The sequence below is a fragment of the Agrobacterium sp. 719_389 genome (assembly GCF_900188475.1).
Classification (GTDB): domain Bacteria; phylum Pseudomonadota; class Alphaproteobacteria; order Rhizobiales; family Rhizobiaceae; genus Agrobacterium; species Agrobacterium radiobacter.
Window position 1 is genome coordinate 19,629 of record NZ_FYEM01000016.1, and the last position, 26,366, is coordinate 45,994.

The following is a 26,366-nucleotide window of genomic DNA, read 5'->3' on the forward strand; positions in this document are numbered from 1 at the left end:
CACGCCTGCCAGGGTCGTGTGCGGCAAATGCAATTGCCGCCACCGTCAATGAAAATGGTCTTGAAACTGCGTCGACGCAATCGACTGTCGATAGGGAAGGGTGACTTCCAGCCATAGGTGCTCCTTGCCCTTTTCCTGGGCTTTTGGCACCCCCTCTGTCATTGGCCTGAGAGATTCGCTCACCTTGTTTCGGCGAACTTACACCATCGGCGCGAGCATCAGCTCGCTTTTCAGAGTTTGTATGATCTTGCAGCGGTCCTTTTGCCTGAGAGTTTCCGGGGTGGTTGCTCCGTCGGCGCCGATGTCGGGAGATATCGGTCTCTCCCGCTGCTCGATATGTGTTGCCCCACGCCTCAATCACGAGGTCTGGAGCGCTGCGATCTGACGTTTCTACAACCGAAAGGCCCCAGATCCGCTAAACCGAACGACCGCGAGATATGGTGTCGTTTATGGCGTAAATTTGACCCGCGGCGGTTATTCTTAATCATTGCGCGCTCAGATTAACGCTATCAGATGACCAAAAGGGGCGTCTTTCCTTTCACTCGATCATAAAGATCGATCGCATCCTGCATCAGCATTCTGACGCAACCCGAGGAAGAATTTTTACCTATGGTTCTCCAGCTCGGTGATCCGTGAATACGATAAAGCGTATCCTTGCCGTTCTGGAAAATGTACATGGCGCGCGCGCCGAGAGGGTTCCTGGGGCCGGGGGCCATTCCGCCTGCTTCAACACCGTAGGGCTTGAGTTCAGGGTTGCGGGCGATCATATCGTCCGGCGCCTTCCACCTTGGCCATTTCTGTTTCCATTGAACGACAGCGCGCCCTTTCCATGATCGTCCCTGAGTTCCGAGCCCGACGCCGTAACGTATGGCTCGGCCACGGGGAAGAACCCAGTAGAGGAACCTCTCATTTGTATCTACGACAATTGAATAGGCAGGCTCTGCGGTGATGTATTCGACTTCCTGTCGGAGGTATTGTGGGTCAATGGCGCGGTAATTGACTGCTGGAACGTCAAAGCCGCCATCCGCCAGCGCCGCATAAATTTCGTCGTAAGCGAAACCGGTACCCGCAGGCTTTGGCCTGTTTTCCTTCGCCGTTTTTGCGGCTGACGTCGTTTCATTTTTGTTTTCGGGCAGGGTAGCCGCAGTAACTTCGAGTTTCGTCTTGGGAACCTGCTCGCAACCTGCCGCCAGAAATGAGCTGATTGCCAAGGTGAGCAGCGATCTGCGAGACAAGTGAGAATTGATTTTCTGTTCCAAGGCTGTTCTGCTGTCGAATTCTAGGGGCTGTGCCGGGATCGGGGCGGACAACCGGCAAAGCGTCACGGCCCGGATGTCTGCTGCGCGACAGAAACCATGAAATCTGCCCATTCGATACTGCGTAAATGCGCAGATTGGCCCTGCGACATTCCCGGTAAGAACGGCTTCGCTGTGTACTCGGGTCTATCTTGCAAACACGACTTTTTGCCCTCTTCCGATAACTTCCGGGTCGGTCATAAAATCCGTCCGGTAACCGGGGTTGCGTCCCACTTCTGACGCCAATTGATCAAACCTGCCGCGCTTGCTCCTTTAAATGGGTGCGCCGAGCCAGCGGATGATTGCATCCAGGCCTGGCCGGAGCTGCTTTTTCAGTTCTGCCGTCACCTCGGCTTCGATCCCACAGGCCTGACTGATCATCGTCCAGTCGATATGGCCACTCAGAAGCGGGGGCGATTTCCGGTAGATAATCAAACTGGCCATATAAGGCCGTATATTCTCCTATCGCAAAACATAGGGCAGCCAAGTCTCATTTCACTCGCCTCCACAATCGAGAAGACCGGGAAGGCCTACTATTCCGAGCTTGAGCGACACCAGTGCACGCTCGATATCACCGGCTGGATCATTTTCTTTTCAGAAACGATCCTGGATGCTCAACGGGCGACGCTTGAGCGCATAGATTTCTTCATTCAGAAAGCAAAGTTTTATGATCGTTTTCGAGGCCAGTTGAACGAGCGGCAGGAAAAGGTAGTCGCGCGCATCTTCAAGGAAGGTACGGCTGGCTTCAAGGGAGGTCTAAGTGCCGAAACTACATTTCGATCACAGACACATCCCGCGCTACAGCTACACGCGACTTTCAGCGGCTCGTGGAGATCGGTGCACTGACGCGTACGGGCGAACGTCGGCATACCCGGTACTGGCTGTCATTGCAGAAATAAATTGCTGCTAGTCTAATGAACTCAACCAATGTTATTAACTAGGTGAACGATTGTTCGATTCCGCTTAAGAGCAAAAAAAGCGTTCAAACACATCTACAGGCAAGCTTTACGACTGCTTTTCCCGTAATTCTGGTCACTCGGTTTTCTTCTGAATATTCTGGAACATGCCGTGCGCATAATGACTCCGGCCTGGCCGCGCGCCTGGCAATGGTCTGCTCCAGTCATTTGATCCACCATCCTCAAACGCAGTGGTCAAGGGTGAACCGTCGGAGCCTGTCGACTAGGCGGGCGGAATTACCTGAGAATTACTGATCGCGAAAACGCGCATCCTACACGACTTTGCGCGTTCGACTGGTGTCGGTGTCGACGGTTGTGCGTAACTTCCACGTAATTTTCGGTGGCCATACGTCGCCGCCTTGGCGCGTCTCAACGGTCGAAGAGCGACCGTAGCGGCGATGGATCGAAAGGACAGACATGAAAAAGATCATATCAGGCATATTCATTTGTTTGACGCTGACGGCGTGCAGCAAGACGGAAAAGGGCGCCGGTATTGGTGCGGCCAGTGGCGCAATCATCGGCGGGCTGGCGAGCGGCACGTGGGAAGGCGCTGCAGTGGGCGCCGCCGCGGGTGGCGCGGGAGGGGCTGTGATTGGGAACATTAGTGAACGAAACGACAGGAACCGGCGCGATCGCTGGGAACATCGGGACCGACGCGACTACGGTTGCAGATATCGCGATAATTACGGCCGCTGCCGATAAGGATTTGACCTTGGCGACCGGCAGCTAAAAGCCAGCTGGATACCGGCCAGGTTTCGGTTCCCCGGTGCCAAACATCTGGACCGCCGATTGACTTGGCGGCCAGTCGGTCATGACAGTCGAGTTTATCTGAAACATACATATAAATTTGCTGTTAGAATTCTTGAGAACAGCTGTCCCGGACTTGCACGATCAGGCCACTATGAAACTTCTGCTTATCGAAGACGATCCGGAAATGACGGATGCCTTGAGGACGGCCCTCTCGCAGCATGGCATCGTGCTTGACGCTGTTGGAGATCTGGCGATGGCGCGGGAAGCAATCGCCATGGCGGATTATGATATTGTCCTTATCGACCGGCAACTGCCGGATGGCGATGGCAGTACCTTCCTCGCCGATTTGCACCGCACGGGTTCAAATACGCGATCGATCATCATCTCCGCTCTGAGGTCGACTGGCGAGCGAATTTCCGGCCTCAATGACGGCGCCGATGACTATCTGCCGAAGCCGTTCGAAATTCCCGAGCTGATTGCCAGAATGAGCGCTGTGCTGAGGCGGGTGCCGACAGCTGGCCCGTTCGTCCTGTCGGCAGGAAACGTTACCTATGATCGGGTTTCATGCGATGTGCATGTCAACGGCGTCCGGCTTGCGCTCACCCGCAGGGAACTGCTCATCATCGAAACTCTTTTGAGAAACCGTGGTCGTACCGTGTTGCGTTCGTCCCTTGAGGGGCAGGTCTATTCCTTTGACGACGAAATCCAGTCGAACTCACTGGAGTCCAACATGTCTCGCTTGCGCCGAAAGCTTGGCGAAGCGGAGGCCGACATTGTTATCAAGAACATTCGTGGCATAGGCTACTACCTTCATGAGCAGAAATAGGATGACCAGCACATCCCTTCGCTGGCGATTTACTTTTGGTTTTATTGTCCTGCAGCTCTGCGCGGTCATCGCTTCGCTCAGCCTGGTTTTCTATCTCCTTTCTGGCCTCAAGCCCGATGTGGCGATCACGTCCATCTGGCTGTCTCAGGAAATCGCAGACTCGGTTCGTCTCGAGCCGAATGGCCGGGTCCATCTGGTGCCGACGGCCGAGCTTAAAGAGATTATGGAAGACGCGCCTGACCTGTGGTTCGTGGCAGATCTTGGAAAAGATACTGTCCTTGCACACGGTGCGCCTCCCGGGAAAATTGCCGACAACATGCCATTCCTGCGGACGTTCAGAAGTGTCGAACTCCATGGTGATCTGAACGATCCGTTGAGTGTCGCCCGCATGGAGCGTTTCGACACAGAGGCCGGTGAGGCAACGATTTTTGCCGGCGGTGTTTCCATGTCCCAATATGGTGTGACCGTGCTGCTGGGGAACCTTGCCATCGGCGTGCCGGCGCTGATCCTCGTCGCCATCTCCCTGATTGGCGTCCCGTTTGTCACACGCTGGGCTTTGCGGTCCTTCAGCGATCTGACCAGGCGCCTCGACCGGATCGACCTCGACACACGTGGCGCCCTGGTGGAAGAGCGGGGCTTGCCCACTGAGGTGCTTCGTCTGGTGCGCGACATCAACAGGGCACTGCGTCGTCTCGATAGCGGCTTCGAGGCCACGGAGCGCTTCTTCGTCAACGCGGCCCATGAACTTCGAACGCCGATTGCTGTCCTGCAGGTGAGAATCGATACGCTTTCACCAGGTGCGGACAAGACACACCTGCAGACGGCCATCAAGCGACTTACAGCAATCGCGAACCAGCTTCTCGATACAGAGAAGTACCGGCAGAAGCCCCAGCAGGATGCGCCTGTCGATCTCAACAGCGTTGTGTCTAAGGTGGTCGCCGACCTTGCCCCTCTGGCGATTGCCGAAGGTTACGAGATTTCGTTCGATAGCGATGCGGAAAACCTGTTCGTTCCCGGGGATGCCGAAGCTCTGGAGCGTGCATTCGTCAATCTGGTCCGTAATGCAGTCCAGTACGGAGGCGGAAGAGGACAGATATCGGTCAGTATTGAGGCTGACGGCAGCGTGACTGTCGCCGATCAGGGCTGCGGAATTGCCGGCGACAAGCAGTCGCGCATATTCGAGCCGTTCTACCGGGTCAGCCCTCACGGCTCAGGTGCGGGTCTGGGGCTCAGCATGGTCAACGAGATCGTCACCCGTCACGGCGGCTATGTCGAGCTTTCGTCCGCTCCAGGCAAGGGCAGCACATTTGCCGTACGCTGGCGCGAGAAGCGCGTTTTCCAGCAGCGGTAGGGCCCGTCGTCTGAGACAACAGATCAAGGCGTTTTCATCCGTCGATGTTGGCTGAGCACGGCTGCGATCACTTGATGTCTGGCGCACAATCTTTGGCACGCCATCCACATTGCAAGCACTCTTTGCCGATCGGTTGATCTTACAGCGCGTGCCTAACGGATAGGCGCGACGACGGCTCCCCGTAATTTTCGGGTAACTCTCGTGACAGAGAAAGCCCGCAAATTTCAATAGCATGGGCCACGACTAAATGACACGACACATTACCCGCAAGCGTTTCATCCTGGCGGCGGCAACCCTTGTCGGTCTGCTGGTCGTCTGGCTGCTGTTTCTGCGTCCGCCGGCAAAGCCTGAACTGGTGACGGCGCAGGCGCGAACGGGTGACATTGAAGAGGTGGTGCTGGCGAACGGGGTTCTCGAACCGCTCGAGCTGGTGCGTGTCGGCGCTCAGGCCTCGGGTCGCATTGAGCATCTAGCTGTCAAGATCGGTGACATCGTCGAGGCTGGCCAATTGGTGGCCGAGATCGATTCCCAGACCCGGCGCAACACCTTGCGGGACCGCGAGGCCGCTCTGGCCAACATCCGCGCCGTTCACGCCGCGCGCAGGGCCGGTCTGGTGAAAGCCGAGAAGGATTTCGAGCGCGAGCGTGACCTGCTGGCAGGTGGTTCCACGCCGCGCGCCCAGTATGACGCTGCGGTTGCCATGCGAGACACCGCGCGGGCCGAGGTTCAGTCGCTGGACGCTCAGGTCTCCCAAGCGCAGGTCGCGCTGGAGTCTGCGGGTATAGAGTTGGACTATACGCGCATCACTGCCCCAATCGCCGGCACAGTGGTCGCGATCGTCACTGACGAGGGTCAAACCGTGAATGCCCTGCAGACCGCGCCGACCATCGTCATGATCGCACGATTGGACACAATGACGGTGCGCGCGGATATCTCCGAGGCTGACGTCGTGCGTGTGCGGCGGGGCCTGCCGGTCTGGCTCAGCATTCTTGGCGATCCGAAGCGTCGTTTCGATGGGGAGTTGCGACAGGTGGAACCGGCCCCAGCCTCCATCGCCAACGAGAGCAACGCCGCCGCGAGCCGGATTGGCTCAACCAACGGCGCGGTCTATTACACCGGGCTGATCGACGTCGCGAATGCGGACGGGGTCCTGCGGCCCTCCATGACGGCGCAGGTGTCCATCGTCTTGAGCCGCGTCAGCGGCGCCGTGCTGATTCCGCTGAGCGCAGTGGAAGGCGCGCCACGGGCCGGGGACACGGCGCGTGTCCGCATACTGGACGCGATGGGCGAGGTCCAGATCCGGCAGGTCCAGGTCGGCATCGATAATGGCGCGGACATCCAGATCCTTAGCGGTCTTCAGGCAGGCGAGACCATCGTCGTTGGAGCATCCACGGACGAACGCACGGATGGCCAGGCTCAACTGGCCGCGGCGAAGCGATAGGGCGCACTATGACGGAACCACTGATCCGCGTACGTGGGGTATCCCGCGCTTTCCCCGCAGGCGACGAGATGGTGCGGGTGCTGAAAGACGTCGACCTCGACATCGAGGCCGGCGAGATGATGGCCATCATCGGTGCTTCTGGCTCCGGCAAGTCGACGCTGATGAACATCCTTGGCTGCCTTGATCGTCCGACGGACGGCAGCTACTGGATCGAAGGGCGCGAGACCTCGAAGATGTCCGTGGACGAACTGGCGGCGCTACGCCGTGAGCGTTTTGGTTTCATCTTCCAGCGTTATCATCTGCTTGGCGATCTCAGCGCGGCCAGCAACGTCGAGGTGCCGGCCATCTATGCCGGACGCAGCCGATCCGACCGGCACAAGCGAGCGATCTCCTTGTTGACCCGACTGGGCCTCGCCGAGCGGACGGGCAATATCCCCGGCAAGCTTTCGGGTGGCCAGCAGCAGCGGGTGTCGATCGCCCGCGCCCTGATGAATGGCGGCGAGATAATTCTGGCCGATGAGCCGACCGGAGCGCTTGATACGCACAGCGGCGCCGAAGTCATGAAGATCCTGCGCGAGCTTCACGCCGAGGGGCACACCATCATTCTCGTCACTCACGACAAGAAGATCGCCGAACACGCAGATCGGGTTGTAGAGATCAGCGACGGCGTTATCATTTCCGACGAGCGCAATATATCCAAATCCGCCGTGACGGCCCGTCCCATCCGCGAGCATGCGCCGGGCGCTGGCTGGCGTGGCGCAATTGACCGGATGACTGAGGCCTTTCGTATGGCGGGCGCGGCAATATGGGCACACAAGATGCGCTCGCTTCTGACCATGCTCGGCATCATCATCGGTATCGCCTCGGTGGCGGCTATCTCGGCACTGGGAGCCGGCTCGCAGCAACAAATCCTGAGCAGTATCAGTTCGCTCGGCACCAACACGATCGAGGTGCGGGCAGGGAAAGGCTTCGGCGATCTGGAAGCGGGCAAGATACGGACGCTGGTTCCCGCCGATGCAGAAGCGCTGGTGAACCAGCCCTATGTCGACAGCGTGACACCAACCGTCACGACGAGCGTAACTGTCAAGCGCGCCGCCGTGGCCGTCAATGCGTCAGTCACCGGAGTTGGCGCGGACTTCTTTCGTGTACGGGGTCTTGAGCTGACGCATGGACAATTGTTCGATGCCCAGGACGTTACCGCCTACAGCCAGAATGTGGTGATTGATGCAAATGCCGCGCGAGACCTGTTTCCAGACCGGGTTAACCCGGTGGGGCAGGTCATCCTTCTGGGCACGATGCCGGCGAGGGTTGTAGGTGTAACGAAACGGGAAAACTCCTTCGGCCCTGCGGTTGATACGTTGACCGTTTATGCGCCTTACACAACCGTCATGGGCCGTATGCTGGGTCGTCAGAACGTCGACGGCATAACGGTCCGTATCAGAGACGATGTCGATCCGGGCAATGTCGAGGCCGCGGTTTCCCGCCTTATCGAGCGTCGGCACGGCGCGAAAGACTTCTTCCTCACCAATTCGGCGACCATTCGCGAGACTATCGAGACCACCACGCAAACCCTGACGCTGCTGATTTCGTCAGTCGCCGTGATCTCGCTGATTGTCGGTGGCATCGGTGTGATGAATATCATGCTGGTATCCGTGACCGAGCGCACCAAGGAGATCGGGGTTCGTGTGGCCGTCGGCGCGCGCCGCAGCGATATTCTCTCCCAGTTCCTGATCGAGGCCATCATGGTCTGCCTTGTCGGCGGCTTCATGGGAGTGATGCTCGCCCTCGGGATCAGCGCTCTTTTCAATTTGCTGAGCCCCGATTTCAAAATGATCTTCTCTTCGGGCTCCATCATGGTGGCCTTCGCCTGCTCGACCCTGATCGGAATCGTCTTCGGCTTCCTTCCCGCCCGAAATGCGGCAAAGCTGGACCCGATCGAAGCCCTGTCGCGTGACTGATGAGCTGCAAACGTCTGCTCGGTAGCCGTTGTGGTTCGCTTGTCATTATTGAGGCTGGCGTATGTCACTAGACCGACGGTTGCAAGGCTGCATCGAGCAGCTTACGCCCATCGCCAGCGAGCCAGGACCTGAAAGTGAGAAGGTTGGGGTTAATTTCGTGCATGACTTTCAGATCGACGAGCTCGGCGAGCGGCCCGTCTACCAGGCTCTCTGCCATATGCGCGAGATCCGTGTTTGCAGCGAGAACGTCATCGGGAAACCGTTCATAGGTTATCGAGCGACCGGCTGCTTCGCTGAAAGCGACCTCAAGTTCATGCCCGGTCAGTCGATCGCTTGCGATCTTAAGTGTTGCGCCGCCAAAGCGGGACTTGTCGGCAAGCACGGCTGCAACAAACCTGCCGATGTCTTCAACGGCAGTAAGCTGAATGAAATGGTCGGATCGGATCAGGGACACCAGCCGGCCCTCATCCAGACCGAAGCCAGGCCTCACCAGCATTTCCATGAAAATCATCGGCCGTATGATGGTCGTAGTCATGTCGAGCTGTCGAATATGGGCTTCGATACGAGGCTTGGCGTCGAAACGCGGAACGCCAGTCAGTTCATTCCCCACGCTGGCGCCTGACGAATAAACAAAATGGTCGATGCCGGTTTCGGCAGCGATATCCGCAATCGATATACCATGACGGACTTCGTCTTCGGCAGCCAGGTTTGCTGGTAGTACGCTAAAAACACCGTAAGCGTCTTTCATCGCTGTGCGGATTACTTTGGTGTCTTCAAATGAACCTTGCACAAGCTCGACGCCTGCATTCCGCAATTGCAGCGATGCAGTTTTGGTGGAATCCAGAACGAGTGCGCGAACTGGCCATCCCACCTTCAACAGGGCTTTGGCGACAGACCCTCCCTGCCTTCCCGTGGCGCCGAAAACCAGAATTGGGTGCTTGCTATTGGTCACTTGAAACCCTCGCGTTAAACAAGGACCGTCTATATATACGAATGTAATTCTGCCGGAAGACGGCACATTTTTCAGCATCAGGCACAAGGATGATACCCTTGGAAAAACAGATCGATGCCGGCCCAGTGCGCGGATCAGAAAATGGCAGACACTTAAGACCCATTCCGGCAAACGGGGTCTGCAGCCTGCTGAGTGACAAATGGACTATGCCGGTTCTTTGGCGTCTTTCTCTCGCGGAAGATCATCGGCTCCGCTTTTCGACATTGAGAAAAGATGTCGGTGAGATTACGCAGCGCATGCTGACGCTCACACTGCGTAATCTCCAGCGCGAGGGATTTGTTGTGCGTCACTATTTTCCCGAGGTGCCGCCGCGTGTCGAGTACGAGCTGACAGAGATCGCCCATGGAGCTTTGCACGCCCTTGAGGGATTTAACTTCTGGGTCCACGACAATCTGGACACCATCAGAGCGCGCCGGCGCGCTTACGACCAAGTGGAGTTGTAAATCCCAGTGATCGAAATTGTTTGAAGGTCAAACGTCGGTCCGGGTCTCTTTCAACTGCGGGGTTGTGGAAATAATGCGTCGGCGGCGCGTATCTTTTCAAGACTTTGGACCGGCTGCAAAGCAGACAAAGCTATGGCGCCGTGCAGACGTTAATCAACCCGCTACCTTTCGGAGCGACTTCTCAATCTCTCCTCCGCAATAAGCGTTGCCATAGTCTTCAAAACTCTTGCGGTTCAAGGCAGCCAGCGGAGCTGTAGCTCCCACTCTTCTGGAGAGACCCCAGATTATGGGTGAGGTGTCCTCAATGAGGCCCTTAATGGCCGGGAACCGGTCCGCTACAGTCGTCCAAAGGATTGCGGTTACTATATCTGCAACGCCGATCTTTTCCGTTCCGAGCATAAAGCCGGAAGTAGCACTCAAGCCGTTTCGTACTCCGGTATCCGCAAAAATACGGACCCATTTTTGGAAACGAGGGATGAATTCCTCCCACTTTTCAGGTGTCCACATTTCTCGCCCGCCGTCGAGAGTCAACTCATCAAGGACATCATTGGCATCGTTAACGATCTTGGCGCTGAGTGCGCGGCCCTCAACAGTTGTCGGCAGCATATCCAGCCGCTCACCGAGGTATATGGCGATCGCCGGCATCTGGGAGATCGCAAAATTGCGCTCACGGTCAATCAGAACCGGTGGCCCCATGAAGGCAACCGGCTGCTTTTCCACCCCACAATCCATAATTCCTTCAATCGCATCGACATCGTATTCATCCCAGGAGTACCCACAATGGGCCAGAATTCCGCGGATGAACTGACCTCGAAAAGGAACTGGCCAGTAATAAAGGGCGAAGTTCTTCATGCCGTCCTCCATTGGTCATGCAGACAACTAACGGAGTGGGTTACAACCAGTTCCCCGACGTGCACTCAGGAATTCTCTGACGCTTTGACGGCTTCAATGGCGCAGGAAGAGTTGTTTTTGGACGTAATGTCCTGTTCCCTACGATTTCCTCGCTAAAAACAGGACACCCACGCGGGGTAGTCACCTAGCCTCCACACGACGCTATGCTCTGTCTCTTGAGGCCGCCGTCTTTTCGCAGGCCGGGCCTTCACTCCCCTACAACCATTCCCTCGCGTCGTGGATCGGCGCTGCCGGCCAAGCCCTGGGCGGTTATCTCGATAGCATGTAAACCGGAATTCATCTCGCCCGGTTTCACCTCGTAACCCAGCGCCTTCAGCGGCCCGATCAGTTCTTCCGCGCTGGTGCCAGCCTCGATGTCGTAGGTGCCGAACCGGTTGATGAGATGCGGCTGAGCGACGATCGCCTCAACCGGCATGCCCCAGTCAATGTAGGCGATCAGCGCCTGTGTCACATAGCCGATGATCTGGCTGCCGCCGGGGGAACCAATGGCGAGCAGTGGTCTTCCATCCTTCATCACAATAGTCGGGGCCATGGAGGAGCGCGGCCGTTTGCCGGGCTCAACGCGGTTGGCGATCGGCAGGCCGCCGTCATGGGTCTTGAAGGAGAAGTCCGTCAACTCGTTATTGAGCAGGAAGCCGTTCGTCATCAGACGCGAGCCGAAGCCATTTTCGATCGTCGTCGTCATCGAGACCACGTTGCCATCCTTGTCGACGATGACAAAATGGCTGGTGGAAGGCAACTCGAGCGCGGCATCACGGCCGAAAACTAGCGCGTGGTCCCATTGCGGCTCGCCAGCCTTGACGGCATCGTTGGCCAGCGCCTTGTCGCCGTCCAGCAGCTTTGCCCTCTCGCCAAGATAGGACTTGTCCAGCAGGCCGTTGATCGGCAGTGGCACGAAATGAGTATCAGCGACGTAACGCTCGCGGTCGGCGAATGCGAGACGCTGCGCATCGCCGATAATGCGCCAGCTTTCGCCATTTTTCGGCCCCAGGCTCCTTAAATCGAAATTCTCCACCAGGCCGAGTATCTGGCCGACGGCGATGGCGCCCGAAGAGGGCGGTCCCATGCCGCACACATCAAGAGCACGATAATTGAGACAGACAGGTTCGCGCTCGATCACGCGATAGTTGGACAGATCGGTCAGGGACAGCACGCCGGGATTGTCGGGTGCCCCACGCACAGTGTCGACGACCGCCTCGGCAATTGTCCCTTTATAAAAAGCATCGGCGCCGCCGCTGGCGAGCACCGCAAGCGTTTCGGCATAGGCCGGGTTCTTCAACAGGGCACCGGTCTGCAGGGCGGCCCCGGAGGTGTCGAAGAAATATGACCGGGCCTCTTTATATTTCTTCAACCGGTCGCCCTCGGACGCGATCAGGGAAGCAAGGCGCGGTGACACCTTAAAGCCCTCGGTAGCCAGCGTTTCCGCCGGCTTCAGGAGGCTTGCCCACTCCGCCTTTCCATAGCGTTTGTGGGCTTCCTCCAGAAGCCGCACTGTTCCCGGTGTGCCAACGGAACGGCCGCCGACCACTGCGTCCATGAATTTAAGCGGTTGGCCGTTGTCATCCAGGAAGAGCTTTGGCGTGGCTTCCATCGGCGCCGTCTCGCGGCCGTCAAACGTTGTCAGCTTGCCGCTTTTTGCGTCGTAGTAGACCAGGAAGGCGCCGCCGCCGAGACCGGAACTCTGCGGTTCAACGAGGCCGAGCATGGCCTGCACCGCCACCATTGCATCAATGGCGTTGCCACCCGCTGTGATCACGTCGCGCCCCGCCTCGGCCGCCAGCGGATTGGCCGCCGCCACCATGAAGCTCTTTGACTCGATACGTTTGGCAGTCGCAATATCCGTTGCTTTCTCGGGCGCCACCGTGTCGGACGCCTGCTGCGCGGAGGCGATTGCGGTGGAAAGCATCAAGGCGAGAACAGCCTCACTGAGAAATCGCATTTTCATTAGCCTTATCCTCCAGAGAGGGACAACCAGTTCATGCAAGTAGTGTATCAAACCGAGCCAGCACGCAGGCCGAACCTGTATCGACCAAGGCGCGGACCGTTGTCCGGACTGTTCCTTCGTTCCCGCAAAGGTTCGGCCTTCACCGGTATTTCGGCCCCGTCCGTTGGTTCGCCCCGCTATTGAGCGTCGGTCTGGTGCGCCGCTTTTTTCGACACTATGGTGGCTGTTTCGCCGCATGTCCATCATGTCGAAGGGTCGACATATCGTTGGAAACGGAGCCTCCGTTAACAGCAGTGTCGCCGGTTCGATTTGTATCAAGAGCTTTGTAAATTGCATGAGTCTCGATGCAAGCCGCCTCCCGGCACAAAAAATAGGGTTGCTTTGCGCCTCAGGAAACGCCGATAGCCTCTCAAGCATCCGTAGACGAGCGTTTCGAAGCAATTCGTTTTGGTATCGGTGCGCCTGTCTCCAGCGGCTTTGGCATTTCGCTGCAGTGTAAGAACAACAGGGGATTGATTTCACGTTTTGAAATGAACGGTCACCGAAAATGAGTTCCCATCCGGCGACTATGCGGTCATGTCTTTATCACAGGTCGTGTGAGCCATTGCTCTACGATACGCGAGGCAAAGAGTTGACAGTATGGAAAATCCGATTGCGCTGAATAGTCTTTCCGAAAACACGGTCTTCCGTAAGGGCGATGTTTTCGTATTGTTCGGCGAACTATTCGGCCGCGGATACGCCACCGGCTTGCTTGACGAAGCCAGGCGGGCTGGAATGGAGATTGTGGGGATCACCGTCGGGCGGCGCGACGAGAACAACGCGCTCCGGCCGCTTGACGCCGAGGAACTGTCTTCGGCGGAGGCCCAGCTGGGCGGCAGGATTATCAACATACCTCTTATGGCGGGTTTCGATCTCGATGCGCCCGCAGACGGTCCAACTCCCACCGATCTCCTGGCAAAGATGACGCTGGAGAGCTGGGAACACGACAAGCTCGACTGGGACTATGTCGGGCAATGCCGCGACATCGCTACTGCGCGTTTTACGGAGTCGCTTTCAAGGGTCATGACCGTTCTAGACGGAATGATTGGCGCTGGCCGCAATGTTTTCTTCGCCCATACAATGGCTGGGGGCATTCCGAAGGCGAAGGTATTCCTGGTCGTCGCCAATCGAATCTACAAGGGAACCGGCGCCCGCCACATGTCTTCGCAGGCCCTGCTCGACAGTGACATGGGAAAGCTCATTCTACAGAATTTTGACGATGTCTCCGCAAACACCTTTCGCCATCTCATTGATTTCAGCACGGCGATCCGCGAGCGCGTCGAAGCTTCGGGCGGACAAGTGCGATATACGGCCTATGGTTATCATGGATCGGCGGTCCTGATCGATGGGAGCTATCGTTGGCAGACCTATACCAACTACACCCAGGGATATGCGAAGATGCGGCTCGAAGGCATTGCAGAGGAAGCCTGGGCGACAGGGATCAAGGCAACTGTCTATAACTGTCCCGAAATCCGGACCAACTCGTCCGATGTGTTCACGGGTATCGAGCTGCCCCTCATACCGCTGCTGCTTGCGTTGAAGAAAGAAAACGGTGGCCAATGGGCAGAAGAACAGTGGCAGGCCTGCCAGCAGCTTCTGGACGATGGCTTAACCATGAAGGATGTTTTCGGGAAGATCGCCGCCATGCAGGCCAGCGAGGTCATGCGCCCGTTCTATGTCTTTTCGGCTTGGCCCATGGCAAACAGTCAGGCACAGGCCGATCTGACCATTGGCACGTCAAACGAGATCACCCAGATGCATCGGGATGGCAAGGTGATGATCAGCGACCTCCTGAGCGGTCTCGTTGTGAAGGCAACCGGGCAGCTAATTTTTGGCGAATCTTCCGAACCCTCTGGTCCCGTCCTGTGGCTCAACCACGATATCGTGGCTCGGCGACTTAACACTTCCCACCCGCATTCGAAGTCTTCTGCGCCGCCTGTCGCGCAGGGAATGGAACCCTCACACCTTGAGGTGGCGTGACGGCTTCCCAACTTGGCTTGGAAGCTGGGTGCTTTGGCCATGGAGCGACAAATCTTGTGACAAGAACGCTCCTTCTTTCCAGCCGTCCTGACGGACACCGAGATGCCCCCGAAGCTGCCGTTGGACTTATGCTACCTGCTGCCCAGCTCGAAGTGAAGCCTGAACTGACGGTTCCGGGTAAATGTCGTCCCTCAGCCAACAGGATGAGGGCGACTGGGTTTTGCTTGACCGCGTAGCGATGCAGTCATATAAATCTCCCGGCTTCAGGAGGCCCGCCGCTTGCATGACGCCCTGTCATTGGTGAACTCCTGCTCGTTCAAGCTGATCGCAATATCCCCTTTTGGGTAGTTGGTGCGGTGGCAATGCAAGCGCCCACTCAGAAAATCCGACTTGCCCATTTTGGAATGTTGAGATGAGTGAGCAAAACCGTTCGGCCTCCGTGCCGACCAATTCGTTCCTGCATGGATCGATTTCTTCCGTTTTTATTCGAACCAGCCTGCCGATCATCCTTGTGACCATGGTCAATGGGATGCTGATCGTTGCCGATGCTATGCTACTGGGTGCCTTTGTCGGGCCCGAAGCGCTTGGTGCGGTAACGCTGGTCTTTCCTTTCTCCATGCTACTGGTAGCGGCGTCAGCTATTGTCGGTTCCGGCATGGCCAGCGTGCTCGGGCGCCGTCTTGGCGCGCGTGACATGTCAGAGGCTTGTGAGGTCCTCGCTTCAGCACAGGGTCTGGCTGTCGTGCTTGGTGTGCTTACGATCGCCCTGTTTTTCCTCGGTGGCGGCGTGATCGTTACCTGGATGGCAGGCGGCAACCAGCACCTCGCAGATACGGGGTGGCGCTTTCTGGCGGTCTCCTTTGTCGCAGCGCCGGTCATGTTTCTGCTGACAGTTCATTCGGACGCGCTCCGCACCGAGGGGCGCGTGGCGTTCATGGCCATGGCCGGTGTAATCCTGACGCTTGCGAATATTGCTCTCAATGCATTGCTGATCGGCTATTTCCAGTTCGGAGCCGCTGGTTCTGCTGGCGGAACTGCGCTGGCACAGCTAATTGCGCTTTTGCTCATCATTGGCTATCGCATGGCGGGCAAGGGCATTTTGCCAGTTGTCGGTTTTCGGATTGGTCGAAGTTGGGGTGAGATGCTGGCCCTGGGAATACCGAGAAGCATGAACTTCATCGGTCTCTCCCTGAGTTCCGCGGCGGTTCTATTTTCATTGCATCGCCTGAATCTTGGCAATCAGGAAACCATGGTGACCGCATATGGCGTCGTCATGCGTGTCATGACTTTCGCGTTTCTGCCCCTTATGGGCATGAGCCTCGCCCTACAGGCGATTGTCGGCAACACCATTGGGGCAGGACAAGCCGATCGGGCGTCGGATACATTGCGTTTGGCCATTTGTGTCAGTGCGGTTTATGGCCTCCTTACTCAGTTGACGCTGAGCCTGGCGCGCGATGGCCTTGGATGGCTCTTCGTGAGTGATGCCACGGTGGCGCTGGAGGTGGCCAGGATTGTTCCAGTCTATGTTGCCGCCTACTTCGCCTTCGGTCCTGTCCTGATGGCCGCGAGCTATGTACAAGCCGTTGGGAAGGTGCGTCAGACCGCGGTCCTCTCGCTGGGCCGAACCTATCTGTTCGCCATTCCACTGACCCTGACACTTCCCTTGATCTGGGGGAAAACAGGCATCTGGGCGGCAGCGCCGATGGCAGACGTTATGATGCTCGTTCTGGCAGGGCTTATCTGGCGGCGAGACCGCTAGAAATCAGGTGAGACGCGTGACAACGCACGCTTTCTCGTTCACTTAAGCGCCGGGTGCGCACTATGGCGCAAAATCACCGTTTCGACGTTTTTTGCCTTCATCTGTTCCTCGACCACGAGAATAGCGGCGCCCATGACGCCTGCGTCCGGATCCGGGGGCGAGATCACCAGCTCCAGTTCTCTGGTTGCCAGTGGAAGCGAGCGTTTGTAGACCAGCTCGCGTATGCCGGCCAGAAGGTGGTCGTTGACGATCGCAAGTGTGCCGCCGATGACGATCATCTGCGGGTTGAGGATGCTCACGAGGCTCGTCATGACCTCGCCGAGAATGCGACCGGATTCCCTGACGAGGTGGATGGCAAGCGGTTGGCCAAGCTCCACCAGTCGGGTCACGTCACGGGCGGTGTGCGCCTCGATGCCCTCTCTCCGCAATTCGCGTGCGATTGCCCATCCGGCCGCGCGTGCCTCGACGCAGCCGATCTTGCCGCAGCGGCAGAGTGGTGCGGGTTCGCGCGCGAACTGGATATGGCCGATATCGCCTGCGGCACCTTGCGCGCCACGATAAAGGCGGCCTTCCGTAATGATGCCGCTGCCGATGCCTGTCCCGACCTTGACAAAAACCATCTCGCTGATGTTTGTCCGTCGCTGCCGATGGTCGCTCAACGCCAGAAGGTTCACGTCGTTTTCGGCGTAGACTGGAACGCCGAATCTTTCTTCAAGATGTTGCCTGATTTCGAAATTGTCCCATCCGACCATCACGGAAGGACCGACGACCCGGCCGTTGGCGTAGTCTACGGGGGCAGGCAGGCCTATGCCGATGCCCAGCACGTCGCCGGTTGTTTTGCCAATCCTCGATAAAAGTGCCTCGAACTGCTCTTCGATCCAGTTCAGAACCACAGCGGGGCCGCGCAGAATATCGAACGTTTCCGCGATTTCCGTGAGGATGCGCGGCTGCAGGTCGGTGACGGCGACGCGGATATGCTGCTCGCCGATGTCGACGGAGAGGACGACAGCAAAATCGCGGTTGAGATCAAGGGCCCGCGTCGGGCGTCCGCCACTCGGAAGCGTTTCCTCCGTCTCGCGGATCAACCCCGCATCGATCAGGCCTGCGAGTTTCTGGTGTACGGTCGCCCGCGAGAGACCGGAAAGTTCGGTCAGCGCACTCCGCGAACGGGCGCGACCCGAACCGACGAGCGACAGCAGCGCGGCGCTTGCCTTGATCGCGTTGAGATCGCCCTGCCATTCGCGAGGGGTAGATCCTTGTCCGGAGGTTGTGCTTGCCATTGCCGGTTCCCGTTCCTCACAGCGTCTTTGAGTGTCTGGCATGCGGCCGCGCGCCTGACGAGACTGCTTACCAACATTTGGTAGAAAATCCCCTTATAATCCGAAATTTCCGATATTGCTCCCGATATATGTATAAAAAAATACAAAATGGTAACTAGATAATGTTGACAGTATGCATAATTACGGTCAGTAATAATCGCGCCAAGACGGATTACGTCCTCCGGATGGGAGGGAGCGCTTGGTAATCTGGGAGGATTTCAAATGAAGTTTTTTGAAAAACCCGCTTCTGCGGGCAGTTTTGCCATGTCCGGACGTCTGGGCGCTGCAGCGCTCGCCTTGGGGGTAAGCCTTGCCTTCATTCCCTTGAACGCACAGGCTGAAGACATCCTTATCGGCGTTATCACAAAAACCGAAGCCAATCCGTTTTTTGCCAAGATCCGCGAAGGCGCAACCTTGAAGGCCAAGGAACTGGGTGGTGTGAAGATCCAGAGTTTCGCCGGCAAGTTCGACGGCGATAATGAAAGCCAGGTAGCTGCCGTCGAAAACCTGATCTCTGCCGGTGCAAAAGGCATTCTGATGGTGGCGAGCGACACCAAGGCGGTGGTGCCGGTGGTGGAGCAGGCCCGTAAGGCGGGTATCCTCGTCATCGCGCTCGATACGCCGCTGGAACCCGCCGATGCCGCCGATGCGACCTTTGCGACTGACAATTTCAAGGCGGGTGAACTGATCGGCTCCTGGGCCGCCAAAACGGTCGGCGATGCTTCCAAGGCCAAGGTCGCCTTTATCGATGCGCTTGAAAACCAGCCAACGGTGGATGTCGCCCGCGATCAGGGCTTCATGAAGGGTTTCGGCATCGATCCCAAGGACGTGACGCGTTATCTGGATGAAGACGACAAGCGCATCGTCGGCCACCAGTGGGGGCAGGGATCTGAAGAGGGCGGCCGCACCGGCATGGAAACGCTTCTCCAGAAAGACAGCGATCTGAATGTGGTCTACACCATCAACGAGCCGACCGCGGCCGGCGCTTATGAAGCGTTGAAGGCGACCGGCAAGCAGGACTCCGTCATAATCACCTCGGTGGATGGTGGTTGCCCTGGCGTAAAAAACGTGAAGGCGGGCGTGATCGGCGCAACGTCGATGCAATATCCGCTCAAGATGGCGTCGCTTGGAGTCGATGCGATCGTCGAATATGTGAAGTCCGGCAAGAAGCCTGAGGCCAGCCCCGGCCTGCCGTTCTTCAACACCGGCGTCACGCTCGTCACCGACAAGCCGGTTGCCGGCGTTGACTCGATCACTTCCGATGAAGCGCTGAAGGCCTGCTGGGGCTGACCAGCCTTTGACGCCCCGTCCTCTCTAAGCCGCGGGGCGTCACTCATGGCCAGGTCAGTTTCCGAATAAAAACCGTCTGGCCACGCTTTTTAAAAATTTGCCGTAACAGAACGCCGCACTTCCCTGCGGATGTGAAAAAGGCGCTCCAACGTGTTTAATCCGTGCATCGCATTTTCCGGCAGCCGGTCCTGTGTCCGGGTTGAAGCCGCAGACCTGCGAAGGGTGTATCTCGATGACTGAACCCAGCAAACATGCTTCGACTGGTCCGGCAGGCTTTGAGGCCGGTTCGATAGGAAAAGAAACATCTCATGCCGTGTTCGAGGATCAGGACGCGAGCCCGCTTCGGAGGCTGCAACGTTTCCTGCACGGTAATCCAACGGTGGTGCCGTTCATTGTTCTTGCAGCCAGCGTTGGGGTGTTTTCCATCATCGTCGGCTCACGGTTTATTCAGCCTTTCAATCTTTCGCTCATTCTTCAACAGGTCACCATCATCGGCATTATCGGCATCGCCCAGACACTGGTGATCCTGACGGCAGGCATCGACCTGTCGGTCGGCGCCATCATGGTATTGACCTCGACGCTCATGGGCCGCCTTGCCATTACAGCCGGGTTGCCACCGGAACTCGCCTTCCTTATCGGGCTCGGCGGCGGGCTGGGTTGCGGCCTCATCAACGGGTTTCTCATAACATATGTGCGTCTTCCGCCTTTCATCGTCACCCTCGGGAGCTGGAGCGTCTTCGGGGCGCTGAACCTCTGGTATTCCGGCAGCCAGACCATCCGTAGCCAGGAGGTGGCGGAGGTTGCACCGATCCTGCAATGGATGGGGGCTGCAATCCAGTTCGGCGGCGCTCGCATTACGCTCGGAACCGTGCTGATGCTCGCTCTTGCCGCTCTCGCCTGGTACGTGCTGAACCGCACCGCATTCGGCCGCCATGTCTATGCGACCGGGGATGACCCGGATGCGGCGACGCTTGCGGGCATCGATACGCGCCGCGTGTTGCTGGCGGTATATGCCTGCGCGGGTCTCATCTCCGCCATCGGCGCCTGGGCGTTGATCGGCCGGGTCGGCGCAATCAGCCCGACCTCCGGATCGACTGCCAATCTGGATTCGATCACCGCGACGGTGATCGGCGGAACTTCGCTGTTCGGCGGACGCGGCACCATCATTGGCACCCTGATCGGCGCGCTGATCGTGGGGGTCTTTAGAAACGGTCTCGCGCTCGCGGGCCTCGATGCGCTGTGGCAGGAATTCGCTGTCGGCATTCTGATCGTGGCGGCCGTCGGCGTCGACCAGTGGCTCCGGAGAGTTTCGGCATGACAGGCAAACTTGCGCTCGAAGGTCGCGGGCTGACCAAACGGTACGGCAATGTCGTTGCCCTCAACGGGGCGGACTTCGAATTGCGTCGCGGCGAAATTCTTGCCGTGATCGGTGACAACGGCGCCGGAAAATCCACGCTCATCAAGGCGCTTGCCGGCGCGATTATCCCCGACAGCGGCGAAATCCGGCTGGAAGGCAAACGTGTCGATTTCAGAACGCCGATGGATGCGCGCTCCGCCGGCATCGAAACGGTGTTTCAGAACCTTGCCCTTTCGCCGGCGCTTTCCATCGCGGACAATCTTTTCCTCGGGCGCGAAATGCGTGTGTCCGGCATCGGCGGATCGGTCTTTCGTCTGCTGGACCGCCCCCGCATGGCGACCGAAGCGCGGCGACACCTGTCGAACCTCGGTTTGATGACAGTGCAGGACATTCACCAGAGCGTCGAAACGCTGTCCGGCGGGCAGCGGCAGGGCATTGCCGTCGCGCGTGCCTGCGCGTTCGGTGGGCGTGTCGTCATTCTCGACGAGCCGACCGCAGCTCTTGGTGTCAAGGAATCCCGCAAGGTTCTCGACATGATCCTTAGCATTCGCGACAAGGGCCTGTCGATCGTGCTTATCAGCCACAACATGCCGCATGTGTTTGAAATCGCCGACCGTATCCACATCCACAGGCTCGGCAGGCGGGCGGCCGTCGTCAATCCGCGAGACATCACCATGTCGGATGCCGTGGCGATCATGACCGGCGCCATGGCTGCTGCCGATCTCGATCCGCCGGGCCGGCGCGCCCATGCCGCTGCCAGCCCGACAACGTGAAGAATGGCAACGTGACGAACGGCAGTGTTTCAGTCCCACCCAATTGCGAGATCCCATGCCCCTGAATGATGCCCACACAGTATTTGTCAGCAGTCGCCGGGGGACGTGAGGTCATGACCGATACCTATATGATCGGCATGGATTTCGGCTCGGAATCGGCGCGCGGCATTCTCGTCAATGCCCGCACCGGCGCGCAGGAAGGCCACCATGTCCATCCGTATCGCAACGGCATTCTGACGCATTCGCTGCGCGGTCGAAGCCTGCCCGCCAATTTCGTCCTTCAGGTCGCAGACGACTATACGGAAGCCGCCGAGATCATTCTGTCGGCGCTCGGTAACGGTCGCAATGTTGCGGGAATAGGTATTGATTTCACCGCGTCCTCCCCCATGCCCGCACGCGCCGACGGTACGGCGCTTTCGGTGCTTTATCCGGATGAGCCGCATGCCTATGTGAAGCTCTGGAAACATTCGGCGCAGGCTCATGCCGATGCGATCAATGCTTTGGGCGGTGATTACCTTGGAAACTTCGGCGGGAAGCTTTCCGGCGAATGGATGCTTGCCAAGGCGGCGCAAATGCGCGCTGAAGCACCCGCATTGTGGGCCGAAACCGGGCGCTTCATCGAGGCCGGAGACTGGCTGGTCTGGCAGCTTACCGGCAATGAGGCGCGAAGTCTCGACTTCGCCTCCTACAAGGCGCAGTTCTCCCGGGAAACCGGCTATCCGGAAGACGTGGTGCCGGGACTTGCGGAGCGCCTTTCGAAACCGCTTCAGGTCGGTAGCCCGGCCAGTTCCCTGACGCCGGAGTGGCGTCGCCGCACCGGAATTAAAGGCGACGCCGTCGTTGCGGTTTCGGTTATCGACAGCCATGTCGTTCTGCCTGCGGTCGGCGCCGTCGGTCCCGGTGTTTTTGTCGGCGCGCTCGGAACCTCTGCCGGTTTTCTCATTCTGGACGGCGAGGGACGCGGTCTGCCGCCGGGGCTCGAAGGGGCGGCCTTCGGTGCCGCCCTGCCGGATCTGTGGTGTTACGAGGCGGGGCAGGCGGCGTTCGGCGATATGCTGGCCTGGTATGTGAAAACCTTTCCGCGCGATGAAGACCTTTCCCGCAACTTCGCCCTGCATAATGAGGCGGCGCAGGCGGTCAGTCCGGGCGAGGGCGGTGTTCTGGCGCTCGACTGGTTTGCGGGAAACCGCATTCCGCTCGCCGACTCCATGCTGTCGGGATTGCTGGTGGGCCTCAGCCTGAAATCGACCTCGGCCGGAATCTACCGGGCGCTGATCGAGGCGCTGTGTTTCGGCACGCGATCCATTCTGGACATGGCGATAGCGGGCGGTGTGCCGATCAGCCGTATCGTGATGACGAGCGGTCTGGCCCGCAGCAATCCGTTTCTGGTGCAGACGATGGCGGATGTGTTCGGGCGCATAATCGAGGTTCCTGATGTGGAGAACCCGACGGCGCTCGGCGCGGCAATCCATGCGGCGGTGGCGGCCGGGATCGTTGGCTCTTTTGCCGAGGGTGCTGAAAGGCTCGGTGCGCGCAGCCTACGCGAATTTGTGCCGAACCTGCGCCATTTCGAAAAATACGAGACGCTTTATGCCGAATATCGCCGGCTTGCGGCGGACGAGGAGCTCCGGCGAGCCATGCGCTCGCTTCATCTGTTTGCCGCACGTCAAACTGCACATTCGCAACCGCAATCGCCGAACGCCGAGGCGGCACAGTGAATTTGCCGATGGAAATGGCACTTCGTCAGGTCAGTGGCGCAGGGGCAGCGGGCGAAACCAGCGTCACCTTGCACTCCGTAGCTTTGAGCGAGGTCATCGCATCCTGCGAAATGCCGTTATCGGTGATGACCTCATCTATCTGCGAAATATCAGACAGCGTGCAGAAACCGGGCGCCGCGAATTTCGAGCTGTCGACCAGAAGCACGGTCTTGCGGGCCGCGGCGATCATGGCGCGCTTGAGCGAAGCCACTTCCAGCGAAGTTTCCGTCAGCAGCGTGCCGGTAACCGCCGAAGCCCCCGTCATGCAGATATCGGCATGCAGCGTTTTGATGAAGCTTTCCCCCGGCTCGCCAGCAAGATGGCGATGCCCCGGCCGCACCGTGCCGCCCGGCAGGATGGTGCGCCAGGATTTGATGTCGGCGGCGAAATCGGCGATCTGCAGGCTGTTGGTCACCACCGTCAACGGAAGGTCGCGTTCGGCGGCGGCCCGCACCGCCTCCATGACCGTCGAGGAGCTGTCGAAGATGACGCTGTCACCGGCACTCAGCCGCTCCGCCGCCTCGCGGCCGATCGCAACTTTTTCCGCGTGCTGAAGCGCTGCATTGACCGTCATCTCCCTTTCGAAGGTCGCACGCATCGGCTGCAACAGATGCGCACCGCCGTGGGTGCGCTCGAGATAGCCTTTTTCCACCAGATGCTCGAGATCACGCCGCACGGTCGATTGCGATCCGCCGATCGTATCCGCGAGCTCCTGAATGCCCGCCGCGCCATTGATGCGCAGGTGCTCCAGAATGAGCGCCCGTCTTTTGGCGGGAACCATATCAACACGCTTGCTCGAAGACTCCATGCAATCACCCGGTTTTCGGCCCGCAAAAACGCGCCGATTCTCTCCAATGTCCGTCAAGCTCTACCAAATCGTGTATCCGCAATCCACCGCAACGATTGTGCCCGTCATGGCGCTGGCGGCGTCCGACGCCAGAAACAGGATCGGCGCGGCGATCTCATCGGGCCTTGCGACGCGTTTCATCGGCGTCATTTCCATCCAGACCGGCATCAGCGTTTCGTCTGAAAAGCCGCCCCGCGACATGACGGTATCGACATAGGTGGGCGCAACGCAATTGACCCGAACGCCGCGCTCAGCCCATTCGCCCGCGAGGCACCGCGTCATGTGGTGAACGGCGGCCTTTGCCGTGTTGTAATGCACCTGCCGCTGCGGCTTGTTGGAAATCAATCCGGACATCGAACCGAGGGTGACGATGGAGCCGTGTCCCCGCGCCAGCATCGGCCGGGCGAATTCACGGCATGACCAGTAAGCGCCGTTGAGATCGACATCCACCACCTTCAGCCAGACCTCGTCGCTCATCTCTTCGCCCGGCGTGTCCGGCCAGGCGATGCCGGCATTGGAGATCAGGATGTCGACGGCGCCGAAGCGGTCGTTGGCGGCCCGCGCGGCCTCGGCGACGGCTTTCGCATCCGTTACATCCAGCTGCATGGCATCCGCCGCATGGCCTTGTGCCTTCAGTTCCGAGAGACCCGTCTCCAGCACCTCGGCATTCATGTCGGAAATGATGACATGCGCGCCTGCTTCCGCCAGCGCTTGCGCCGTCGCAAGGCCGATGCCGCGCCCGCCGCCGGTGATGAAGGCGGTTTTTCCATCCAGACGAAATCGTTCGAGAAACATCGTTTTTCCTTTAGGCATGTTTGAGGGCGGCGGGGGCGGTCGCGACGCCGGGATTGCCGAGAACGAGAAGGCACCCGGCCGTGAAACTGTCGCCGAGGCCGAGCGTGGTGGCGGGCTTTTCAACATAAGGCGAGGCGCAGGCAACAAAGGTCCAGCGGCCTTTCCGCACGCGATTGTCGAAGGGCAACGCGTGGAACTGCGCCAGCGCATCGGTACGGATCGCGTTTGCCGGCTCCCCATTGGCGGCCCGGGCGCTGGCAATGGCGCATCCGGCCATCAGCGCCAGTTCCTCCTCGTCGGGGTCGTTGCGTGTCACAGCGGCGGCCCAGGTGTCGGCATGCACGCAGACGCGGTCTATATCCAGCCGGTCTCCAAGAGCGATCAGCGCCTCCATCGGATGCTGGGCGGCGCTATCCATTGCCAGCAGTTCCGAATGGCTCATGCCGAGTGAACTGATTGCACCGCTGGCCTGATCGAGCAGCTCGCTTACGGCGTCCTGCGAAGCATAACCGGCAAGCTCGAAATGCACCGTCTTCAAGCCCGCATCCATCCAGTCGCGGCTGAGCGCAAAGACATGGCGGGCGGCGGCGGCGACATTTTCCGCGGCCTCGTCGTTGAGGCCGGACAGAAGACCGGCAGCGGCGGTGGAGGCGCGCTTTCGTGATACCGCCTCAAATGCCGCATCATGCTGGATACCACGATCACAGAAACGCACGATGATGCGTGTCGAACGATTGGGGGTGAGCGCACCGATTGGCTTGCCCGCCGTGAATTCGAAGATGAATATTTCAGGGATATGCCGTTCTGTCGGCGTCACTTCCGCTGCCGTTTTGAGTGCATTGCCCTCGGCCAATAAAACGCCCGGTGGGATATGGCGAAGCTGCTGCTCGTGGCGATCCTCCAGCGCCACCAGAGACGCGACGCCGAGCCGCGAAAGCACCCAGGCGGCCTGCGGGCCGGTGCCGCCCAGCGCGTAGCGAACATCCAGATGGTCGCGCAGCCATTGCGGGCCGTCCACCCAGTCGGCGCGTACTTCGCCGCCGATACCCTTTGCGGCGCGCGCCAGCAACATGGCGGCGAATTGACCCGCCGGCGTTTCGGCTGGAGCATTAAGAAGCGGCTGCATATTGTGCATGTCGACCCGTGCATCGACACAGGTGGACATGCCGCACAAAAACAGCCCCGCCCGCGAAAGCGCCGATGTTCCAATCGGGCCGGAGCGCGGATCGGCGAGCGCGACATAACGCTCCCCCCAGTCGCCTGTAAAAACGTCACCCATAGCCGAGTATCTCCTCCTCACGCGGCAATGATGTCAATTGCTACCATTATCTCTCAAATCGTCAACGTGATTTTGCGCTGAAAATGCTATTTTGCCAGAATTTGCGCAATGCAGCGCATTTTTAAAGCGGCGCAGTACATGTTTTGCGCATGCGAACGTCTTGAGCGGCGTATTGACCGCTAATTTGCCGAAAATAAAGACATTTCAAGCGTGTGATTGGAGGATCATCGTGGCACTGATGTTCTGTTGATGTGGTATGAAAAGGCGCTGGAAGGCGTCTGG

General features: G+C 58.8%; 20 protein-coding genes, 1 pseudogene and 1 riboswitch. Of the genes and pseudogenes, 13 read left to right on the top strand and 8 right to left on the bottom strand.

What is annotated here, in order from left to right; genetic code table 11:
• Positions 1 to 243: 243 nt before the first annotated feature.
• A riboswitch (glycine riboswitch) is annotated at positions 244 to 337 on the bottom strand.
• A gap of 172 nt (positions 338 to 509) precedes the next feature.
• On the bottom strand, positions 510 to 1,370 hold the full coding sequence (locus tag CFB10_RS23115) for a L,D-transpeptidase (RefSeq protein ID WP_020008959.1): 861 nt from the start codon (positions 1,368 to 1,370) through the stop codon (positions 510 to 512).
• 387 nt (positions 1,371 to 1,757) lie between these two features.
• On the opposite strand from CFB10_RS23115, the pseudogene CFB10_RS24240 reads away from it, so the two are divergent.
• The 6 genes and pseudogenes from CFB10_RS24240 to CFB10_RS23150 form a co-directional block, all read left to right on the top strand.
• Positions 1,758 to 2,194, top strand: a pseudogene (locus tag CFB10_RS24240) (Fic family protein); the annotation flags it as partial.
• Between the two features lie 474 nt (positions 2,195 to 2,668).
• On the top strand, positions 2,669 to 2,953 hold the full coding sequence (locus CFB10_RS23130; protein WP_081629420.1) for a YMGG-like glycine zipper-containing protein: 285 nt from the start codon (positions 2,669 to 2,671) through the stop codon (positions 2,951 to 2,953).
• 199 nt (positions 2,954 to 3,152) lie between these two features.
• Complete coding sequence (locus tag CFB10_RS23135) at positions 3,153 to 3,827, top strand: response regulator transcription factor (RefSeq protein ID WP_020008963.1); 675 nt, start codon at positions 3,153 to 3,155, stop codon at positions 3,825 to 3,827.
• 1 nt (position 3,828) lies between these two features.
• Complete coding sequence (locus CFB10_RS23140; protein ID WP_020008964.1) at positions 3,829 to 5,178, top strand: HAMP domain-containing sensor histidine kinase; 1,350 nt, start codon at positions 3,829 to 3,831, stop codon at positions 5,176 to 5,178.
• Positions 5,179 to 5,425: 247 nt separating this feature from the next.
• Positions 5,426 to 6,619 (top strand): efflux RND transporter periplasmic adaptor subunit, encoded by a 1,194-nt coding sequence (locus CFB10_RS23145; protein ID WP_020008965.1) that lies wholly within the window; start codon positions 5,426 to 5,428, stop codon positions 6,617 to 6,619.
• Positions 6,620 to 6,627: 8 nt separating this feature from the next.
• A complete protein-coding gene (locus CFB10_RS23150; RefSeq protein ID WP_026363351.1) occupies positions 6,628 to 8,577 on the top strand; it encodes a MacB family efflux pump subunit in 1,950 nt (649 codons plus the stop codon).
• A 67-nt stretch (positions 8,578 to 8,644) separates the two neighbouring features.
• On the opposite strand, the gene CFB10_RS23155 is transcribed toward CFB10_RS23150, so the two are convergent.
• On the bottom strand, positions 8,645 to 9,529 hold the full coding sequence (locus CFB10_RS23155; protein ID WP_026363352.1) for an NmrA/HSCARG family protein: 885 nt from the start codon (positions 9,527 to 9,529) through the stop codon (positions 8,645 to 8,647).
• 89 nt (positions 9,530 to 9,618) lie between these two features.
• On the opposite strand from CFB10_RS23155, the gene CFB10_RS23160 reads away from it, so the two are divergent.
• Entirely contained in the window at positions 9,619 to 10,032 is a 414-nt protein-coding gene (locus tag CFB10_RS23160; protein ID WP_020008968.1) for a helix-turn-helix domain-containing protein, read from the top strand.
• Between the two features lie 153 nt (positions 10,033 to 10,185).
• On the opposite strand, the gene gst is transcribed toward CFB10_RS23160, so the two are convergent.
• Positions 10,186 to 10,884 (bottom strand): glutathione S-transferase, encoded by a 699-nt coding sequence (gst, locus tag CFB10_RS23165; RefSeq protein WP_026363353.1) that lies wholly within the window; start codon positions 10,882 to 10,884, stop codon positions 10,186 to 10,188.
• 247 nt (positions 10,885 to 11,131) lie between these two features.
• Complete coding sequence (gene ggt / locus CFB10_RS23170; protein WP_026363354.1) at positions 11,132 to 12,889, bottom strand: gamma-glutamyltransferase; 1,758 nt, start codon at positions 12,887 to 12,889, stop codon at positions 11,132 to 11,134.
• 639 nt (positions 12,890 to 13,528) lie between these two features.
• On the opposite strand from ggt, the gene CFB10_RS23175 reads away from it, so the two are divergent.
• Together CFB10_RS23175 and CFB10_RS23180 are read left to right on the top strand one after the other, a co-directional pair.
• Positions 13,529 to 14,908: a hypothetical protein gene (locus tag CFB10_RS23175; RefSeq protein WP_020008971.1), complete on the top strand. Its 1,380-nt coding sequence runs from the start codon at positions 13,529 to 13,531 to the stop codon at positions 14,906 to 14,908.
• A 412-nt stretch (positions 14,909 to 15,320) separates the two neighbouring features.
• Positions 15,321 to 16,667 (top strand): MATE family efflux transporter, encoded by a 1,347-nt coding sequence (locus CFB10_RS23180; RefSeq protein WP_020008972.1) that lies wholly within the window; start codon positions 15,321 to 15,323, stop codon positions 16,665 to 16,667.
• A gap of 38 nt (positions 16,668 to 16,705) precedes the next feature.
• Here CFB10_RS23180 and CFB10_RS23185 read toward each other — a convergent pair whose 3' ends face one another.
• Positions 16,706 to 17,947: an ROK family transcriptional regulator gene (locus CFB10_RS23185; protein WP_020008973.1), complete on the bottom strand. Its 1,242-nt coding sequence runs from the start codon at positions 17,945 to 17,947 to the stop codon at positions 16,706 to 16,708.
• 261 nt (positions 17,948 to 18,208) lie between these two features.
• On the opposite strand from CFB10_RS23185, the gene CFB10_RS23190 reads away from it, so the two are divergent.
• The 4 genes from CFB10_RS23190 to CFB10_RS23205 all read left to right on the top strand — a co-directional run bounded on the left by CFB10_RS23190 (position 18,209) and on the right by CFB10_RS23205 (position 23,124).
• On the top strand, positions 18,209 to 19,276 hold the full coding sequence (locus CFB10_RS23190) for a substrate-binding domain-containing protein (protein WP_020008974.1): 1,068 nt from the start codon (positions 18,209 to 18,211) through the stop codon (positions 19,274 to 19,276).
• A gap of 232 nt (positions 19,277 to 19,508) precedes the next feature.
• Positions 19,509 to 20,594, top strand: coding sequence for an ABC transporter permease (locus CFB10_RS23195; protein WP_026363356.1), 1,086 nt, complete (start codon positions 19,509 to 19,511; stop codon positions 20,592 to 20,594).
• Positions 20,591 to 21,406 carry an ATP-binding cassette domain-containing protein gene (locus tag CFB10_RS23200; protein ID WP_020008976.1) on the top strand — a complete coding sequence of 272 codons (816 nt, stop codon included), beginning with the start codon at positions 20,591 to 20,593 and terminating at the stop codon, positions 21,404 to 21,406. Before CFB10_RS23195 ends, CFB10_RS23200 begins: the two co-directional genes overlap by 4 nt.
• A gap of 113 nt (positions 21,407 to 21,519) precedes the next feature.
• Positions 21,520 to 23,124 carry an FGGY-family carbohydrate kinase gene (locus CFB10_RS23205; RefSeq protein ID WP_020008977.1) on the top strand — a complete coding sequence of 535 codons (1,605 nt, stop codon included), beginning with the start codon at positions 21,520 to 21,522 and terminating at the stop codon, positions 23,122 to 23,124.
• 25 nt (positions 23,125 to 23,149) lie between these two features.
• Here the strand turns inward: CFB10_RS23205 and CFB10_RS23210 are convergent, their stop codons facing one another.
• The 3 genes from CFB10_RS23210 to CFB10_RS23220 are packed head-to-tail and all read right to left on the bottom strand — an operon-like array spanning position 23,150 to position 26,084.
• Entirely contained in the window at positions 23,150 to 23,971 is an 822-nt protein-coding gene (locus CFB10_RS23210) for a DeoR/GlpR family DNA-binding transcription regulator (RefSeq protein ID WP_020008978.1), read from the bottom strand.
• A 60-nt stretch (positions 23,972 to 24,031) separates the two neighbouring features.
• Complete coding sequence (locus CFB10_RS23215; RefSeq protein ID WP_020008979.1) at positions 24,032 to 24,805, bottom strand: SDR family NAD(P)-dependent oxidoreductase; 774 nt, start codon at positions 24,803 to 24,805, stop codon at positions 24,032 to 24,034.
• A 10-nt stretch (positions 24,806 to 24,815) separates the two neighbouring features.
• Positions 24,816 to 26,084 carry an ADP-dependent glucokinase/phosphofructokinase gene (locus CFB10_RS23220; RefSeq protein WP_020008980.1) on the bottom strand — a complete coding sequence of 423 codons (1,269 nt, stop codon included), beginning with the start codon at positions 26,082 to 26,084 and terminating at the stop codon, positions 24,816 to 24,818.
• Positions 26,085 to 26,366 lie beyond the last annotated feature (282 nt).

Bases quoted from the DNA above. Each gene is read 5' to 3' on its own strand.
- CFB10_RS23115 (WP_020008959.1), bottom strand. From the start codon at position 1,370: ATGGGCAGATTTCATGGTTTCTGTCGCGCAGCAGACATCCGGGCCGTG.
- CFB10_RS23130 (WP_081629420.1), top strand. From the start codon at position 2,669: ATGAAAAAGATCATATCAGGCATATTCATTTGTTTGACGCTGACGGCG.
- CFB10_RS23135 (WP_020008963.1), top strand. From the start codon at position 3,153: ATGAAACTTCTGCTTATCGAAGACGATCCGGAAATGACGGATGCCTTG.
- CFB10_RS23140 (WP_020008964.1), top strand. From the start codon at position 3,829: ATGACCAGCACATCCCTTCGCTGGCGATTTACTTTTGGTTTTATTGTC.
- CFB10_RS23145 (WP_020008965.1), top strand. From the start codon at position 5,426: ATGACACGACACATTACCCGCAAGCGTTTCATCCTGGCGGCGGCAACC.
- CFB10_RS23150 (WP_026363351.1), top strand. From the start codon at position 6,628: ATGACGGAACCACTGATCCGCGTACGTGGGGTATCCCGCGCTTTCCCC.
- CFB10_RS23160 (WP_020008968.1), top strand. From the start codon at position 9,619: ATGATACCCTTGGAAAAACAGATCGATGCCGGCCCAGTGCGCGGATCA.
- gst (WP_026363353.1), bottom strand. From the start codon at position 10,884: ATGAAGAACTTCGCCCTTTATTACTGGCCAGTTCCTTTTCGAGGTCAG.
- ggt (WP_026363354.1), bottom strand. From the start codon at position 12,889: ATGAAAATGCGATTTCTCAGTGAGGCTGTTCTCGCCTTGATGCTTTCC.
- CFB10_RS23175 (WP_020008971.1), top strand. From the start codon at position 13,529: ATGGAAAATCCGATTGCGCTGAATAGTCTTTCCGAAAACACGGTCTTC.
- CFB10_RS23180 (WP_020008972.1), top strand. From the start codon at position 15,321: ATGAGTGAGCAAAACCGTTCGGCCTCCGTGCCGACCAATTCGTTCCTG.
- CFB10_RS23185 (WP_020008973.1), bottom strand. From the start codon at position 17,947: ATGGCAAGCACAACCTCCGGACAAGGATCTACCCCTCGCGAATGGCAG.
- CFB10_RS23190 (WP_020008974.1), top strand. From the start codon at position 18,209: ATGAAGTTTTTTGAAAAACCCGCTTCTGCGGGCAGTTTTGCCATGTCC.
- CFB10_RS23195 (WP_026363356.1), top strand. From the start codon at position 19,509: ATGACTGAACCCAGCAAACATGCTTCGACTGGTCCGGCAGGCTTTGAG.
- CFB10_RS23200 (WP_020008976.1), top strand. From the start codon at position 20,591: ATGACAGGCAAACTTGCGCTCGAAGGTCGCGGGCTGACCAAACGGTAC.
- CFB10_RS23205 (WP_020008977.1), top strand. From the start codon at position 21,520: ATGACCGATACCTATATGATCGGCATGGATTTCGGCTCGGAATCGGCG.
- CFB10_RS23210 (WP_020008978.1), bottom strand. From the start codon at position 23,971: ATGGAGTCTTCGAGCAAGCGTGTTGATATGGTTCCCGCCAAAAGACGG.
- CFB10_RS23215 (WP_020008979.1), bottom strand. From the start codon at position 24,805: ATGTTTCTCGAACGATTTCGTCTGGATGGAAAAACCGCCTTCATCACC.
- CFB10_RS23220 (WP_020008980.1), bottom strand. From the start codon at position 26,084: ATGGGTGACGTTTTTACAGGCGACTGGGGGGAGCGTTATGTCGCGCTC.